Annotated in this window: 14 protein-coding genes; 6 read left to right on the top strand and 8 right to left on the bottom strand. The window is 40.3% G+C overall.

Going from position 1 to position 16,175, the window contains the following annotated elements; translation table 11 throughout:
- The first annotated feature begins 304 nt into the window (after positions 1-304).
- Positions 305-1,231, top strand: a complete 927-nt coding sequence (rbsK, locus tag H6G68_RS17795) for a ribokinase (RefSeq protein WP_190907841.1) — start codon at positions 305-307, stop codon at positions 1,229-1,231.
- Positions 1,232-1,238: 7 nt separating this feature from the next.
- On the opposite strand, the gene H6G68_RS17790 is transcribed toward rbsK, so the two are convergent.
- The 3 genes from H6G68_RS17790 to ribBA form a co-directional block, all read right to left on the bottom strand.
- Positions 1,239-1,670 carry a nucleoside deaminase gene (locus tag H6G68_RS17790; RefSeq protein WP_127053618.1) on the bottom strand — a complete coding sequence of 144 codons (432 nt, stop codon included), beginning with the start codon at positions 1,668-1,670 and terminating at the stop codon, positions 1,239-1,241.
- A gap of 21 nt (positions 1,671-1,691) precedes the next feature.
- Positions 1,692-2,888, bottom strand: coding sequence for a site-2 protease family protein (locus tag H6G68_RS17785; protein ID WP_190907840.1), 1,197 nt, complete (start codon positions 2,886-2,888; stop codon positions 1,692-1,694).
- A 482-nt stretch (positions 2,889-3,370) separates the two neighbouring features.
- A complete protein-coding gene (gene ribBA / locus H6G68_RS17780) occupies positions 3,371-5,044 on the bottom strand; it encodes a bifunctional 3,4-dihydroxy-2-butanone-4-phosphate synthase/GTP cyclohydrolase II (RefSeq protein ID WP_190907839.1) in 1,674 nt (557 codons plus the stop codon).
- A gap of 271 nt (positions 5,045-5,315) precedes the next feature.
- On the opposite strand from ribBA, the gene argC reads away from it, so the two are divergent.
- Entirely contained in the window at positions 5,316-6,374 is a 1,059-nt protein-coding gene (gene argC / locus H6G68_RS17775) for an N-acetyl-gamma-glutamyl-phosphate reductase (RefSeq protein ID WP_190907838.1), read from the top strand.
- A gap of 137 nt (positions 6,375-6,511) precedes the next feature.
- Here argC and eno read toward each other — a convergent pair whose 3' ends face one another.
- Both eno and H6G68_RS17765 read right to left on the bottom strand, forming a co-directional pair.
- Positions 6,512-7,801, bottom strand: a complete 1,290-nt coding sequence (eno, locus tag H6G68_RS17770) for a phosphopyruvate hydratase (RefSeq protein WP_190907837.1) — start codon at positions 7,799-7,801, stop codon at positions 6,512-6,514.
- Between the two features lie 171 nt (positions 7,802-7,972).
- Positions 7,973-8,881 carry a peptidoglycan recognition protein family protein gene (locus H6G68_RS17765; protein WP_190907836.1) on the bottom strand — a complete coding sequence of 303 codons (909 nt, stop codon included), beginning with the start codon at positions 8,879-8,881 and terminating at the stop codon, positions 7,973-7,975.
- Between the two features lie 486 nt (positions 8,882-9,367).
- Between H6G68_RS17765 and metH the strand changes: the two genes are divergently transcribed.
- Positions 9,368-12,898, top strand: a complete 3,531-nt coding sequence (gene metH / locus H6G68_RS17760) for a methionine synthase (protein WP_190907835.1) — start codon at positions 9,368-9,370, stop codon at positions 12,896-12,898.
- Between the two features lie 140 nt (positions 12,899-13,038).
- On the opposite strand, the gene H6G68_RS17755 is transcribed toward metH, so the two are convergent.
- From H6G68_RS17755 to H6G68_RS17745, 3 genes are all read right to left on the bottom strand, one after another.
- A complete protein-coding gene (locus H6G68_RS17755; RefSeq protein ID WP_190907834.1) occupies positions 13,039-13,308 on the bottom strand; it encodes a hypothetical protein in 270 nt (89 codons plus the stop codon).
- A 9-nt stretch (positions 13,309-13,317) separates the two neighbouring features.
- Positions 13,318-13,881, bottom strand: coding sequence for a Uma2 family endonuclease (locus H6G68_RS17750; RefSeq protein WP_190907833.1), 564 nt, complete (start codon positions 13,879-13,881; stop codon positions 13,318-13,320).
- Positions 13,882-14,012: 131 nt separating this feature from the next.
- A complete protein-coding gene (locus tag H6G68_RS17745; RefSeq protein ID WP_190907832.1) occupies positions 14,013-14,333 on the bottom strand; it encodes a DUF433 domain-containing protein in 321 nt (106 codons plus the stop codon).
- 165 nt (positions 14,334-14,498) lie between these two features.
- On the opposite strand from H6G68_RS17745, the gene H6G68_RS17740 reads away from it, so the two are divergent.
- From H6G68_RS17740 to H6G68_RS17730, 3 genes are all read left to right on the top strand, one after another.
- The gene (locus tag H6G68_RS17740; protein WP_190907831.1) at positions 14,499-14,630 is read left to right on the top strand and encodes a DUF2887 domain-containing protein; all 132 of its coding nucleotides are present in this window, start codon (positions 14,499-14,501) and stop codon (positions 14,628-14,630) included.
- Positions 14,623-14,865, top strand: coding sequence for a DUF4351 domain-containing protein (locus H6G68_RS17735; protein WP_190907830.1), 243 nt, complete (start codon positions 14,623-14,625; stop codon positions 14,863-14,865). Before H6G68_RS17740 ends, H6G68_RS17735 begins: the two co-directional genes overlap by 8 nt.
- Before the next feature lie 190 nt (positions 14,866-15,055).
- Positions 15,056-15,793, top strand: coding sequence for a phycocyanobilin:ferredoxin oxidoreductase (locus H6G68_RS17730; RefSeq protein ID WP_190907829.1), 738 nt, complete (start codon positions 15,056-15,058; stop codon positions 15,791-15,793).
- The last annotated feature ends 382 nt before the right edge of the window (positions 15,794-16,175 follow it).

Raw genomic sequence — 16,175 nt, 5'->3', positions numbered from 1 at the left:
TAATATCTCGACTTTATGAGGATAACAAAATTCAAAGCGAAAACTTCAATAAAAACTCTGCGTCACTTTGCGTTTACCTCAGCGAACCTCTGCGTTTAAAAGTAAAGTTGACAACCGTTTTTAGTATAGATAATTTATTTTGCACGACTATTGACATAACAATTTAGTTAGAAAAATAAAAATCCCCCAGCGACCAACTGAGGGAAATTTCACAGAACGCGTACTGACAGCAATCTATCATTAATACTAGAGTACCATACCTTAGTAACTATGTACTAATAATTTTGCCAATTAAACCACTATTATGAACATTATCGTATTCGGCAGTATTAATTTAGACTTAGTAGTAACAGCAACTCGCTTACCAGTTCCTGGAGAAACACTAACGGGGAAAGATTTTTTGACAACACCTGGAGGTAAAGGTGCAAATCAAGCCGTAGCACTAGCAAAATTGGGAATTCCTACCCATATAGTTGGGCGTGTAGGTGGGGATACTTTCGGTGTAGAATTAATTGAAAATTTGCAATCATCAGGCGTAAAAACTGCAAATCTATTCATAGATAATAACGTTAATTCGGGAGTTGCTCTCATCACCGTTGATGATAGTGGAGAAAATCAAATTATTATTATTCCCGGTGCAAATGGGCGCGTAAATGATGAAGATGTAGAAAGATTATCCCATTTATTACCAGAAGCAAACGCAATACTTTTACAATTGGAAATTCCCATTAATACAGTAGTGGCTGCTGCCAAAGCGGCGAGAAATGCAAATATTAGTGTCATTCTTGATCCTGCACCAGCACAAACCCATTTACCAGATGAACTTTACCCCTTAATTGATATTATCACACCTAATGAAATAGAAGCAGAACAGTTGGTGGGGTTTCCTGTAAATGGAGCGGAAACAGCCGCAAAAGCCGCAGGTATTTTATTGCAACGAGGAGTAAAATGTGCAGTGATAAAATTGGGTGCAAAAGGTGTTTATTGTGCCAATGCTGAAGAAGCTTTCTTTACACCTGCTTTCCCAGTTCATGCAGTTGATACCGTTGCCGCTGGTGATGCTTTTAATGGTGGTTTAGCAGCAGCACTTTTTCAAAAACTCCCTTTACGAAAAGCAGTAGTTTGGGGTGCAGCAGCAGGTGCTTTAGCAACAACAAAAAGAGGCGCACAAGCATCACTTCCTGAACGGGTGACTTTTGATTCTTTCTTGCAAGACAAAGGCATTTTATGAAATATGTTTATTTACCAATATCCTCATTCCATAATTCTGGTTTCTCTTGAATAAATTCACTCATCATTTGTTCGCATTCATGCAAGTTTAAATCTATTACTTCCACACCATGAGAAACCATAAATTCTTTCGCACCTGGAAAAGTCTTTGATTCTCCAGCAATTACTTTTTTAATGCCAAACTGCACTACAGCACCAGCACACAAATAGCACGGCATTAATGTTGAATATAATGTTGTCCCTCTGTAGCTGCCAATTCTCCCAGCATTGCGAAGACAATCAATTTCGGCATGGGTGACAGGATCACCATCTTGCACACGTTTGTTGTGTCCTCTGCCGAGAATTTTACCATCCTTAACTAGAATGGAACCAATGGGAATTCCTCCTTCTTGTCTACCTTGTTTTGCTTCTGTAATGGCAGCTTGCATAAATTCGTCCATTTGTAAATTCTCCTTTCTCCTTTAATTTGTGGTTGACTTCGCTATTATTCCCAGTTGTAATCCTGGTGGAAAACTACCTTCTTCTTTAATTCGCTTGATTTCAGCTTCGGTGATTGGCAAATTTAACTTTTGCCCTGCACACTTGACTACATCTCCTCGGTCAATTATGCCAGCTACAGCACCTGCGGGAGAGAGAACAGTAATTCGGGGTAGCTGTTCATTTTCTAGCTTGTTAATTACTTGGGCTAAGGAAGTTGATTCTGTAACGGTGGGTATTGTTGTGAGGGGATGAACAATGCTTTGCAGCGTTTGGGTTTCCCACTGACTTCTTTCTGTTGTCCGCAAATCATTAACAGTTACCATTCCCCGGTAACGTCCATCAGCAGCTGCAAAATAAACTTGCGAGGAGGCTGTTTCTAAAAGGTACAAATCAGCAAACTCTCTTAAGGTTTGGTCAGCGTCTACTACCCGAAAATCACGGGTCATGGCATCAGCAGCTACTAGTTTGAGTAAGGTTTCTTGTAATGTGGTTACACGGTCATAACTGTTGGCGTTACGAATTCCAAACCAACCCAAGAGTACAATCCATAAACCTGTGAGTAATTCTCTGCTGAAGAAATCTACAGCAAATCCTAAAGCGATCGCACTATAACCTAAAAGCTGTCCACACCTTGCTGCCCAATGTACGGCTTGAAAGCGATCGCCTGTTATTTTCCATAGTGCTGCTTTTAACACCTGTCCACCATCCAACGGTAAACCGGGAATCAAGTTAAATAAAGCAACAACTAAGTTAATTCTCGCTAAATCTCTCACCATTACATTCAGCGGTGTGGTATCAGGAATTATGTTAGAAGCTAGACGTAGCAGCAAAAACAGGACTATACTTACCGCAGGCCCTGCGATCGCTACTTGAAAAGCTTTCCCTGGAGTTTTCGATTCTTCCTCTATCGCTGCAATCCCACCGAAAAAAAACAAAGTAATGGAATTAACTTTAATCCCTTGAGACTGTGCTACTAAGCTGTGTCCTAACTCATGCAATAATACAGAAGTAAATAATAGCAGTGCCATGACTAGTCCAGCACTCCAACCTGTGACAGTACCCCATTGTTGATAAGCTACTCCAAAATTCAGAGTTGCTAACCCCAAAATTACAAACCACAACGGGTCTAAAAACAGAGGAATACCAAACAAAGAGCCTATTTTCCAATTAGTTTGCATGATTTTTTTCCTAGTATTAGATATTTTTAAGTAGGTAGGCGGAAATAAATCAAACGTAAGAATTCAGGAGTCAGGAGTCAGGAGACGCTACGCAGACCTTCGGTTCAGAATGCTTAGGAAATGAAGAATAGAGAGAAGTAAGATTTTATCAAAATCATTAAATCTGACTCGGAAAGTCTTTATTATCTTGACTTGGAGTATTCTCCTCTATCCTGAATACTTATAATCAAACTATATTAATTAACGATAATTTAGGAGAATTAAAAATTAAGCAAATTGCATTTATTCTGACCCCTAACTCCTCCTTCTCCTACTTTCTTCCTCCTAATATTAATTCACTTCATTAAAGCTACAAATCAATCCCTCAATCTCCCCATCTCCCCGTCCCCGTGTCTCCCCATCTCCCCGTCCCCGCGTCTGGTAAAAGAGACACAGTATTTCTGTGTCCCCACGAAATAGATTAAAAATTAGTCAACAAAACGTTACTTACTAAAACTGTATATTTGCTGTGTCTCTAAATTGCCCTTCAATGACGAAGGTAGGACATCGGCAGTAAATACTTGTCGATCTAACTGCACTTGCAAATTACTCAGCGGATCACTACCTGAAGAAATTAGAAATTCCAATTTCTGGATATAAGGTAAATTTACTAATTCATCCAGAATTTTACAAATTGCTTGCAGATAAGGATGACCACTTTGTTGATACCAATCAGATTCAGCCACATTCGCTTGGTCAAAACCCAAATGTACAGTTAAAGATGGCTTATCAAACAGAGCAATTCCTACCGGACGTGCTTCTTCCTGTAACAACAAATCATGGTTTTTGACTAAATACCGTAATTTTTCTAAGCGTTCATAGCGTTGTGTCACCAATTGCGGGTCATCTTGCCAGTGAATCGCCACAGTGACAAGATAACTTTGTAACAGCATATGCCCTAGCTTTTTCGCCTTTGTTTCCAGGTAATAGGAATTGTAATCATTAGCCTCAATTAACAAAGGCACGCGATCAACGACTTCCAATCCATAGCCTTTAACACCAGCAATTTTACGGGGATTATTGGTAACAAGGCGAATCTTTTTAATGCCCAAATCCATTAACATTTGCGCCCCCATACCGTAGTCTCGCAAGTCAGCGGGGAATCCCAAACGCTCATTTGCTTCCACCGTATCTAGTCCCATATCCTGCAATGAGTAGGCTTTGAGTTTATTAATCAAGCCAATACCCCGTCCTTCTTGCCGTAGGTAAACAACGACACCTTGACCGACAGACTCAATCATTTTCAATGCGGCTTCCAACTGCATTCGACAGTCGCACCGCAAAGAACCCAAAGCATCACCTGTTAAACATTCTGAGTGCATTCGCACCATTACAGGCTCATCTTTAAAATTTGCAGGGTCGCCCTTGACAATTGCTACGTGTTCTGTATTATCTAGGGTGTGGCGATAGCCGTAAATATCAAATTGACCAAATTGGCTGGGTAGCCTAGTAACGATTTCTCGATATACCAAGCGATCATTTTGGAGACGATAACTGATTAAATCGGCGATGCTAATAATTTTTAGCTGATGATTTTGAGCATATTGTACTAACTGGGTTAACCGCGCCATGGAACCATCAGGGTTTTGAATTTCACAAATTACCCCAGCTGGGTACAATCCAGCTAATCGAGCTAAATCCACTGCTGCTTCCGTATGTCCAGCCCGTTTAAGTACACCTCCAGCCCTAGCCCGAAGTGGGAAAATATGACCAGGACGGCGTAACTCTTCAGGTTTTGTGGCTGGGTTGAGAGTAACTTGGATAGTGCGGGCGCGGTCTTCTGCGGAAATGCCCGTAGAGACACCTAAATGAGGTCCTGCGTCAATGCTGACAGTGAAGGCAGTTTGGTTAGTATCTGTCAGAGTACTAACCATCAATGGTAAATCTAGTTCATCCAAGCGATCGCCTGTCATTGCCAGACAAATCAGTCCTCTGGCTTCCACGGCCATAAAATTGATCATATCCGGGGTGGCAAATTGGGCGGCACAAATTAAATCGCCTTCATTTTCTCTATTTTCATCATCCACTACCACAATGGAGCGACCTGCTTTGAGATCTGCCAAAGCGGCATCTATGGAATCGAATTCAAAGGCTTGGCTAGTCTTAGGCTGTAACACAGAAAATTTCCAGCTACCAACGTAAATTTTTTTAACAATTTCTTATTTTAAATTGTAGCTTCTTTATCGGATACAGAAGTAGACTAGCAATCATTCGATAAAATGACAAAAATTTCTGCTACTGAAAATGCAGCAACGGAATGGAGACTGAGGCTATGGGGAGTTGGGCAAATAATTTTCTCAATCACCTGTTTTGTGTGTTTCCCATCTAGTCGCTGATATTGTGGATAGCTGAGAACAAATTAACAAAAGTAGATAAGGATTTCATAACATGGGTAATTTCAGACGCGTACCAGTTGGGATTGTTGGCGCGTCAGGCTATGGCGGAGTCCAACTAGTGAGACTATTGATGGATCATCCAGAAGTTGAACTGGTGTATTTAGGTGGTGAAAGCAGCGCGGGTAAATCCTTTGCTGATATTTATCCACATCTAGGTAATATAGTTAACTTACCAATTGAGGCTGTAGATCCAGAAATTATTGCCAGTCGTTGTGAAGTAGTGTTTCTTTCTTTACCCAACGGACTAGCCTGCCAAATCACACCTCAACTACTAGAAAAAGGATGTAAAGTACTGGATCTGAGTGCAGATTATAGATTCAGTGACTTGACAACTTATACAAATTGGTATGGTACACAAAGAAGCGATCGCACAGTTGCCGCTACAGCAATTTATGGTTTACCGGAATTGTACCGCGATCGCATTTCCGAAGCTCAACTCATCGGTTGTCCCGGTTGCTATCCCACAGCCAGTCTCCTGGCACTTTCCCCACTTTTAAAACAGGGTTTAATAGTTCCAGAAACAGCCATTATTGATGCTAAATCTGGAACATCTGGCGGTGGCAGACAAGCCAAAGTTAATCTCTTATTAGCTGAAGCAGATAACTCCCTGGGAGCCTATAACGTTGCCCGTCACCGTCACACCCCAGAAATTGAGCAAATTTGCAGCGAATTGGCAGGACACGAAGTCACAATCCAATTTACACCTCATCTCATCCCTATGGTGCGGGGGATTTTGGCGACCGTATACGCCACACTGCGCGATCCTGGTTTAGTCCGTGACGACTTAATCACAATTTTTACAGCTTTTTATCGTAATTCCCCTTGGGTGAAAATCTGTAATAGCGGCACATACCCCCAAACAAAATGGGCTTGCGGTAGCAACAATTGTTACATTGGCATAGAAGTTGACCCCCGCACAGGCCGGGTGATTGTCATGTCAGCCATTGATAACTTAATTAAAGGTCAAGCTGGGCAAGCAATCCAGTGTATGAACCTGATGCTGGGCTGGGATGAAACCTTGGGGTTGCCCAAAGTTGGATTTTATCCGTAACAGGGAACAGGGAACAGGCAAAAGAGGCAGAGGGGCGGGGGGCAGAGTGCAGAGGAGAGGTATTTTCCCCCTTGCTCCCTGCTCCCTGCTCCATTTCTTCTACTGTCACCTGTCACCTGTCACCTGTCACCTATCACCTATTTAGGTCCCAAACCGACTGTACCAGCATAAACAGCGCGATCGCCTAATTCATGCTCAATACGGAGTAAACGGTTGTATTTTGCTACCCGTTCACTACGACAGAGAGAACCGGTTTTAATTTGACCGGCACGAGTAGCCACAGCCAAATCAGCAATAGTGGTATCCTCAGTTTCACCGGAACGATGGCTAATTACTGAACGGAAACCGTTGCGATTTGCCAAATCTATAGTTTCCAAAGTCTCAGTCAATGAACCGATTTGATTCAATTTAATCAAAATCGAGTTACCGGCTTTTTGCTCAATGCCTTTTTGTAAGCGAGTAGCATTTGTAACAAATAAATCATCACCCACTAACTGCACTTTTGCACCTAATTTCTGAGTCAGCAATTGCCAATTTTGCCAATCTTCCTCATGCAAGCCGTCTTCAATTGACACAATGGGATATTCGTCAACCAATTGTCCTAAATAATCAATAAACTCGCTTGGTGCATGGGGTTTGCCATCATAGACATACTGCCCATTTTTGTAAAACTCACTCGCAGCCACATCTAAAGCCAAAGCCACTTCTTCCCCTGGCTTATAACCAGCTTTTTTAATTGCCGCTACCAGCAATTCTAAAGCCACTTGGTTAGATTCGAGATTAGGTGCAAAACCACCTTCATCACCTACACCAGTCAGCAAGCCTTTTTCATCCAAAACTTTGCTCAGAGTCGCAAACACTTCTGCACCCCAGCGCAAAGCTTCCTTGAAGGAAGGAGCGCCAATAGGTACAATCATAAACTCTTGAAAATCAACGTTATTGGAAGCGTGCGCCCCACCATTGATCACATTCATCAAGGGAACTGGAAGCAAATTCGACAGGGGGCTGCCTAAATAGCGATATAGGGGAATATCCAAAGACTCACCACTGGCTTTTGCCGCAGCCAGGGAAACCGCCAAAATTGCATTTGCACCCACATTGGCTTTGTTAGGTGAACCATCCAAAGCAATCATGGTTCTGTCTAAGGCTTCTTGGTTGAGAGCATCCAAACCTAACAATTTTGGTGCTAGTACCTCATTGACGTTCTGCACCGCTTTGAGTACCCCTTTACCTCCATAACGGCTTTTATCATCATCTCGCAGTTCATGAGCCTCAAATGTGCCAGTAGACGCACCACTGGGAACCTGTGCTAGTCCAACAACACCATTGGCCAAATGTACTTCCGCTTCCACTGTGGGTTTTCCCCGTGAGTCGAGAATTTCACGGGCGACAATTGCTTCAATCGCAGTATCTAGAAATTTAGTCATTCGTGTTTTGTCCTTCGTTTCTATGGTGTTTCAGGTTTAAGACTTTACAGTTTAGTCCTAACCCAATCGTTAGCATAGGCGTTTCTGGAGCGAAATCGGCTGACATTAAAGAAGATTTCCAATAGAGAAGGGTTGGAGTTAGTCTACTTGGTAATATTTAATTTTTGGATGCTAATTAGTTCTTGCAGTATCGACTGTTCTTAGCTGACGATAGCTATGAAGTAAATTAAAAAACTTATCAAAATCAAAACTCTTTGGATCTGCTCTTTGTCCAGAACGGTCAACAGCCCGATGAGTGGTAATTCTATCATCTGGAACTTGACTTTGAGCAATCAACCAAGCCAAAGAGTTATATTGAGCTTTTGTATAACCACTATGACCCTGTATATCATTTTGACCCCAAGCATCGGCAGGGGTTTCTAAAGACACATGATAAGCAAAATTATTCACAGATGGGGGTAAAGTGGAGTTAGTCTGCACAGTTTCCAAACCATTAACACCCTCAAACACAGAATTACCCGCACCAAAAGCGCGTTTTTCTGGTGGAACAAGATAAACCACCGTTCCATCTAGGGTAATTAAAGCGTGATAACTCGCTTGCACATTTTCATCATCATGGGGTGTTTGAAAAAAATTAATCGCGCTAGAAGCAGAATTGCTAGTTTCGTGAATAACGATAATCGGTTGGTTGTTGAAAACTACACCGTTGACATCTCTAGCAAAGCGATCGCCATAATTGCTAGAATGCACTTCAGCCTTAGCAAGATTAGGTCTATATTTGGCAAAAGCCGCCGTAGTTGCATATTTAAGATTAATTTTATTGGTTTTATTGGTTTTATTGGTTTTATTGGTTTTATTGGTTTTGACTGGGGATTTAGGTAAATTTACTTTTTTCTCTTCGGTAGTTATTGTCGATTGTAGTTGTGCCTGTGGATATTGACTCCAAGTTGTAACTGCTGGATTTGAAGCAGCGTTATGATTTTTCATCTGTCTTGCACCACCGATAAACACTGCCAAAATCAGCGCTGCAAACATGAAAAAGATTAACATTACTCTAGTCGCCCAATCCCTAAATCTCATATATGTAATACTAGTAATATGGCTAACATTGATATTATGATTTTACTGCTCAGGAAAAAAGGATACTGGTATACTAAATGTAGTTCCAATAACTTTTTCAACCTGTCTTGAGGATCATTTTAGCATTCACAATATTGTAGATACAAAACACAGCCACTCAAAAACGGCTGGTTATAAGCATACTACAGAATTAAAATACTTATTTTCTTTAAAACCTGTCTAAAACCATCAAAATTTTGGAAAATAATAAACTAAATCTAGTGCTGCACAGCGGAAATAACTATACCAGTTAAAAAAGCCGACTCCCCGACCAAAGTAAAATTATCTATCTTCTTTCTTCGCGTCCTATGCCTACGGCACACTCCGTGAACGCGTCTTTGCGGTTCATTTAATCCGTATTCTTTTAGTAGGAAGGGAGTATGCAAAAACCTTCCTTCTGTCGTGCTGCACTAGTATCACAAAACCAACTCTATTTTTTAACACAATATGACCCATCCTTTTCTAAAACACCTACACAGTCCAGAACGTCCCGTAATCGTCTTTGACGGCGCAATGGGAACAAACCTACAAACCCAAAACCTCACCGCCGAGGACTTTGGAGGCGCACAGTATGAAGGTTGTAACGAATATCTAGTCCACAGTAAACCCGAAGCCATAATTAAAGTTCACCGTGACTTTCTGACTGCTGGTGCTGATGTCATTGAAACCGACACCTTTGGATCTATGTCCATAGTTTTAGCAGAATACGACTTAGCAGACCAGGCTTATTATCTCACCAAGAAAGCCGCCGAACTCGCCAAAAGCGTGGCTGCGGAATTTTCTACACCAGAAAAACCCCGCTTTGTAGCGGGTTCTATTGGTCCGACAACCAAACTCCCCACCTTGGGACATATCGACTTTGACACCATGAAAGCCTCTTTTGCTGAACAAGCAGAAGCGCTGTTTGATGGTGGTGTCGATTTATTCCTCATGGAAACTTGCCAAGATGTGCTGCAAATCAAAGCCGCATTGAATGGTATTGAGGAAGTTTTTGCCAAAAAAGGGGAAAGAAGACCCTTAATGGTGTCTGTTACCATGGAAAGCATGGGGACAATGCTGGTAGGTACAGAAATCAGCGCCGTACTTACTATCCTCGCACCTTACCCCATTGATATTCTCGGTTTGAACTGCGCCACTGGTCCCGACTTGATGAAACCACACATCAAGTATTTATCAGAACATTCACCTTTCGTAGTTTCCTGTATTCCCAATGCGGGTTTACCAGAAAACGTCGGTGGTCAAGCGCATTACAAGTTGACACCCGTTGAATTGCGGATGTCTTTAATGCACTTTATCGAAGATTTGGGTGTCCAAGTGATTGGGGGTTGCTGTGGGACACGTCCAGAACACATTCAACAATTAGCAGAAATTGCCAAAGAGTTAAAACCGAAAGTTAGACAGCCGAGTTTAGAACCAGCAGCGGCTTCAATTTATTCTACTCAGCCCTATGACCAAGATAACTCTTTCTTGATTGTCGGTGAACGTCTCAACGCCAGTGGTTCTAAAAAATGCCGTGATTTACTGAACGCAGAAGACTGGGATGGTTTAGTATCAATGGCGCGGAGTCAGGTAAAAGAAGGCGCACACATTCTTGATGTTAACGTTGATTATGTGGGACGTGACGGCGTGCGTGATATGCACGAGTTAGTTTCCCGCATTGTTAATAATGTGACTTTACCTTTAATGCTTGATTCCACCGAATGGGAAAAAATGGAAGCGGGTTTAAAGGTGGCTGGTGGTAAGTGTTTACTCAATTCTACCAACTATGAAGATGGCGAACCGCGATTTTTGAAAGTGCTAGAATTGGCGAAAAAATATGGTGCTGGTGTAATTATTGGGACAATTGACGAAGATGGCATGGCGCGAACGGCTGAGAAGAAGTTTCAAATTGCTCAACGTGCTTACCGTCAAGCTGTAGAGTATGGTATTGCTCCTACAGAAATATTCTTTGATACGTTGGCTCTACCTATTTCTACTGGGATTGAGGAAGATAGAGAAAACGGGAAAGCTACCATTGAATCAATTCGCCGCATTCGTCAAGAATTGCCTGGAAGTCATGTAATCCTTGGTGTTTCTAATATATCTTTCGGGTTAAACCCAGCATCGCGGATGGTGCTAAACTCGATGTTTTTGCATGAAGCAATGAACGCGGGCATGGATGCAGCAATTGTCAGCGCGAGTAAAATTTTACCGATGGCTAAAATTGACCCCCAGCATCAAGAAGTTTGTCGTCAGTTAATTTATGATGAACGCAAATTTGATGGTAATGTCTGCGTTTATGATCCTTTGGGAGAATTAACAACAATTTTTGCAGGAGTCAAAACCAAACGTAACACAGGTGTTGATGAAAGTTTACCAATTGAAGAACGTTTGAAACGCCATATTATTGACGGTGAACGAATTGGTTTAGAAACACAACTAACCAAGGCTTTAGAACAATATCCTCCCTTGGAAATCATCAATACTTTCTTGTTAGACGGGATGAAAGTTGTGGGTGAATTGTTCGGTTCTGGACAAATGCAATTACCTTTTGTTTTACAATCAGCGGAAACCATGAAAGCTGCGGTTGCGTATCTTGAACCGTTTATGGAAAAGTCGGAATCTGGTAATAATGGGAAGGGAACTTTTGTGATTGCAACGGTAAAAGGCGATGTTCACGATATTGGTAAAAACCTCGTGGATATCATTTTATCTAACAATGGCTACAAGGTGATTAACCTGGGCATTAAGCAATCTGTGGAAAACATCATTCAAGCTTACGAACAGTATAAACCTGATTGTATTGCCATGAGTGGATTGTTAGTAAAATCTACCGCTTTTATGAAGGAGAATTTACAGGCTTTTAATGAAAAGGGAATTACTGTTCCTGTAATTTTAGGTGGTGCAGCTTTAACTCCTAAGTTTGTAAATCAAGATTGCCAAAATGCTTACAAAGGTAAAGTTGTTTATGGCAAAGATGCGTTTTCTGATTTGCATTTCATGGATAAGTTAATGCCTGCAAAATCTGCGGGTAACTGGGATGATTTGCAGGGATTTTTGGATGAATTAGGAGAATCTGAAGAGTCAAAAAATGGACATAAAGAAACAGTAGATAATACTGTTAAAGCTCAAGTACCTGCTGAAGCAAAAGTAATAGATACCCGTCGTTCGGAAGCAGTAGCTGTAGATATTGAACGTCCAAAACCACCTTTTTGGGGAACACAGTTTTTACAATCTGATGATATTTCTTTGGAGGAGTTATTCTGGTATTTAGATTTGCAAGCTTTGGTGGCTGGACAATGGCAATTCCGCAAACCGAAGGAACAATCTAAGGAGGAATATCAGGCGTTTTTAGCTGAAAAGGTTTATCCAGTTTTAGAAGATTGGAAACAGCGAATTATTGAGGAGAATTTATTGCATCCTCAAGTAATTTATGGATATTTTCCTTGTCAGTCTGAGGGCAATTCTCTACATATATATGATGTGGAGAATCAATCAAAACAGGTGGCAAGTTTTGAGTTTCCTCGTCAGAAGTCTTCTAATAGGTTATGTATTGCTGATTTCTTTGCACCAAAGGAGTCAGGAATAATTGATGTTTTCCCTATGCAAGCGGTGACTGTGGGGGAAGTGGCAACGGAGTTTGCACAAAAGCTATTTGCAAATAATCAATACACTGATTATCTGTATTTTCATGGAATGGCTGTACAGGTTGCGGAAGCTTTGGCGGAATGGACACACGCTAGAATCCGCAGGGACTTGGGTTTTGGTGATGCTGAACCGGATAATATTCGGGATATTTTGGCGCAGCGTTATCAAGGTTCTCGGTATAGTTTCGGCTATCCTGCTTGCCCGAATATTCAGGATCAGTTTAAGCAGTTGGAGTTGTTGGGGGTTGATAGGATGAAGATGCACATGGATGAAAGTGAGCAATTATATCCTGAACAGTCTACAACGGCGATTATTACTTATCACCCTGTAGCGAAGTATTTCACGGCTTAATCTATCCCTCAGAATATAATTCTGGGGCTATAAAAATGAAGTCCACACAGGTGGACTTCATAACTATCAACATTTTCCATGAAAACTGATTTTATTTTTTATCGCATTGTTCAAAGTTTACCTCAGTCTTTTTTAATATTTTAAATATTAGTCCTATATTCATTTTTCAACTGTTCTTCAATAGCCTCTATTTGAGCCTTATAATCAAAGCCATTTTTACTATTTTTAGCAACCTCTCTTATCTTAGAAATATTAGCCCATACTTCAAAATTGTAAAAAGGATTTAAACCTATAATATTTCCTGAATTAATATCAATAGGTTCTGGTGATTTTACAATTTCTATCAACTTTAAGATAGCTAAGTCAATATTCCATTGAGAAATATACAACAATTTTAATAATTGGGTCACGTAAATCCCTCACTTCTTCCTTTGTAACCAAGCAAATATTTCCTCAACTGTGATTGTTAAATTTACTCCTTCTAAAATTGGTAATATATCTTTTCCAGTTAACAAATCTGGTAAACTATGAGGCTGATAAACTAAAATAGAACGCTCATTTGGATCAAGCAACCATCCAAGTTTAGTACCATGTTTAATACAATGTAAAATATTGCCAGTTACCTTGGTTTGACTTTGAGATGGTGACAGGATTTCAATTACCCAAGCTGGTGCAAAATTAATCCCACTGCTAATAATATCACCGCTTTCATCTAATGGTATTTGATCATTATTAATAACTGCAATATCAGGAACTACGGAACGGTTTCCACAGCTACAACGCAGTTCTGGAAATGCTTCATAATCACTTGTTGCTGTGTCAATAACTGCAACTAATCGTTTTTGTAATAAACTGTGTTTACCACCACCCATCGGTTTTTGAATTGCTTCTGAGTTAATATATTCCCAAGCTGGGGACTCATCAATAAAACCCAGCTTTAAAAATTCTTCTATGGTAATGATTTTTGCAACTGTTGTTATCATTTATTTAAACCCAGAAGTTAGTCTTAATTATATCACGATTCTCAATTAAAACATCGCTTTTCTATAAAAAATTGGCTATCTATTATATTCTTGGTAAATGAAAAAATTCTCATCAGCATACAGTCTCACCATCAATCATCCTCATTTTGAGCGACAATAGCCAAATCAATTTCTGAAGTATGCTGTTCGTAATATTCCCAAGCTGCTATCAAATCTTCAGGTGTGAGATTGGGATAATTTTGTAGTAATTCTCTATTATTCGCTCCCTGCTGACGCAACGAAACCAAGACCCATACAGGAATGCGGGTATTATGAATACAAGCATGGCCACCACAAACTCCGGGTGTTTTCTGCACTGCGTTTAGTTTAAGACGACTTTCTAAAAGTTTTCTTTCTTCTGGGGAAAGCGCCTCAATTACTTGCACAAGGGAATCAACCAATCGCGGATTCATAGTTTAAATTTTAGTGTATTGAAATTAATATAATATTTTGCATAACTACTATTATATCATGTTTCATAGTTCTTACCCAATCAACATTTCCAAAATATTTAATAGAAATCTTTAGTTGACGATTTTTAAATTTATCATCACCAAATTTCACTATTAGCATCTATCATGAAAACTGACTCTATTTTTTATCGCATTTTTCAAACTTTACCTGCGTCTTTTTTTGAATTGATCAATTTACCTGCTAGTGAAGCAGATATTTATGATTTTGCATCTGTAGGAGTTAGCAAGAATGTTTAGTATTAGTGATTTACGCAATACCAGATATTATCAAGAAGTCCGCTATGAAGAGGCGTTAAATTACAATATGCGTCTAATTGAACGGCGTATAGGTGGAATTAGTCAGGATTTACAGGTAAAAATTAATAAGTTGTCTGTGGAAGATTTGGAGAATTTAGGTTTAGCGTTGTTAGATTTTACAAGTGCGGCTGATTTGGTTACTTGGTTGAATAATAAAGCGAGTTCAGATAGTTGAAAATTAATGGTGGGTTACGCTGTCGCTAACCCACCCTACGCTATACACTGTCTAATCAGAAAAGCTCTAAGTGTCGCATTTCTACCGGCGCTTTAACTGCGCTCTTGTGCGAAAGTTTCCTCAAGATGCGGTTCATTTACGTCAAAATGACTGTAAACTCAGAAATAGATTGATATTGCCCAACAATAATATGTCTTCTACCTCTACTCCCTCATTGCGTGAGCAACAACATCCCCTGATTCGTCAACTAGCTGATTGTATTGAGACAGTCTGGCATAAACATCTAGATTTATCACCTTACAATTTGCCTGCTGAGTTGGGATATGTAGAAGGTAGACTAGAAGGCGAAAAACTGATTATAGAAAATCGCTGCTATCAAACACCGCAGTTCCGCAAAATGCACTTAGAACTGGCAAAGGTGGGAAATATGCTGGATATCTTGCATTGCGTGATGTTTCCCCGTCCAGAATATGACATTCCTATGTTTGGTTGTGACTTAGTTGGGGGTAGAGGTCAAATTAGTGCTGCGATCGCAGACCTTTCTCCTGTAAGCTTAGAGAGAATCTTACCCGCAGAGTATAATTCTGCCTTGAGCGAGTTAACCACACTCAATTTTTCCCAACCGCGAGAGTTACCAGAGTGGGGAAATATCTTCTCTGATTTTTGTCTCTTTGTTCGTCCTAGTTCCCCAGAAGAAGAAATCATGTTTCTCGCGCGGGTACAGGATTTCTTAGAGATTCATTGTCGTCAAGCAAGCCTATCTAGTCCTGTTGCGCCAGAAAAAGTAGCCTCAATTCTCGCTGGACAACATAACTATTGTAGCAAACAACAACAAAACGATAAAACCCGTCGTGTACTAGAAAAAGCCTTTGGTCAAGATTGGGCAGAAAATTACATGACCACTGTATTATTTGACTTACCACAATAATCATTTCCCATCTCTCAACCTTCTCATATCTTTATCTGTAAGCTGCGTTACGTTTTCCCATAACTGATAAATGTAGAATTCATTTAAGCCAGAGTTCAATGGAGTCAGAAAACATTAGGGGGAACAGTAACACAGCTACTTTTTTGGAATATATACCCAGAGATAATTTGTTCTTTTTTTAGGTGTAAATAACCAAAGAAAGCTCACAGCTTAAGAATCAAATTAAGGGAAGTTTGATGTTTGGAATGCTCTATTTGACAGATTTTTTTCAGTTGGTCGTGAACCGTGCCAATTTTAGATTTCAGAAAAGACAATTTTAGATTTTTTGGCACATTACCCGGTTGTAGAAACTCTTGGTTATATTCTACTACCTAAAAGATGT

Origin of the sequence: Anabaena catenula FACHB-362 (assembly GCF_014698735.1) — a bacterium.
Taxonomy (GTDB): domain Bacteria; phylum Cyanobacteriota; class Cyanobacteriia; order Cyanobacteriales; family Nostocaceae; genus Anabaena; species Anabaena variabilis_A.
This window is presented reverse-complemented; position numbering and strand designations above follow the sequence as displayed.

What these genes read in the sequence shown, in the direction of transcription:
- H6G68_RS17735 (WP_190907830.1), top strand. Translation starts at nt 14,623, where the DNA reads ATGTTTAGTATTAGTGATTTACGCAATACCAGATATTATCAAGAAGTC.
- argC (WP_190907838.1), top strand. Translation starts at nt 5,316, where the DNA reads ATGGGTAATTTCAGACGCGTACCAGTTGGGATTGTTGGCGCGTCAGGC.
- rbsK (WP_190907841.1), top strand. Translation starts at nt 305, where the DNA reads ATGAACATTATCGTATTCGGCAGTATTAATTTAGACTTAGTAGTAACA.
- H6G68_RS17750 (WP_190907833.1), bottom strand. Translation starts at nt 13,881, where the DNA reads ATGATAACAACAGTTGCAAAAATCATTACCATAGAAGAATTTTTAAAG.
- H6G68_RS17790 (WP_127053618.1), bottom strand. Translation starts at nt 1,670, where the DNA reads ATGGACGAATTTATGCAAGCTGCCATTACAGAAGCAAAACAAGGTAGA.
- metH (WP_190907835.1), top strand. Translation starts at nt 9,368, where the DNA reads ATGACCCATCCTTTTCTAAAACACCTACACAGTCCAGAACGTCCCGTA.
- H6G68_RS17785 (WP_190907840.1), bottom strand. Translation starts at nt 2,888, where the DNA reads ATGCAAACTAATTGGAAAATAGGCTCTTTGTTTGGTATTCCTCTGTTT.
- eno (WP_190907837.1), bottom strand. Translation starts at nt 7,801, where the DNA reads ATGACTAAATTTCTAGATACTGCGATTGAAGCAATTGTCGCCCGTGAA.
- H6G68_RS17730 (WP_190907829.1), top strand. Translation starts at nt 15,056, where the DNA reads ATGTCTTCTACCTCTACTCCCTCATTGCGTGAGCAACAACATCCCCTG.
- H6G68_RS17745 (WP_190907832.1), bottom strand. Translation starts at nt 14,333, where the DNA reads ATGAATCCGCGATTGGTTGATTCCCTTGTGCAAGTAATTGAGGCGCTT.
- H6G68_RS17740 (WP_190907831.1), top strand. Translation starts at nt 14,499, where the DNA reads ATGAAAACTGACTCTATTTTTTATCGCATTTTTCAAACTTTACCTGCG.
- H6G68_RS17765 (WP_190907836.1), bottom strand. Translation starts at nt 8,881, where the DNA reads ATGAGATTTAGGGATTGGGCGACTAGAGTAATGTTAATCTTTTTCATG.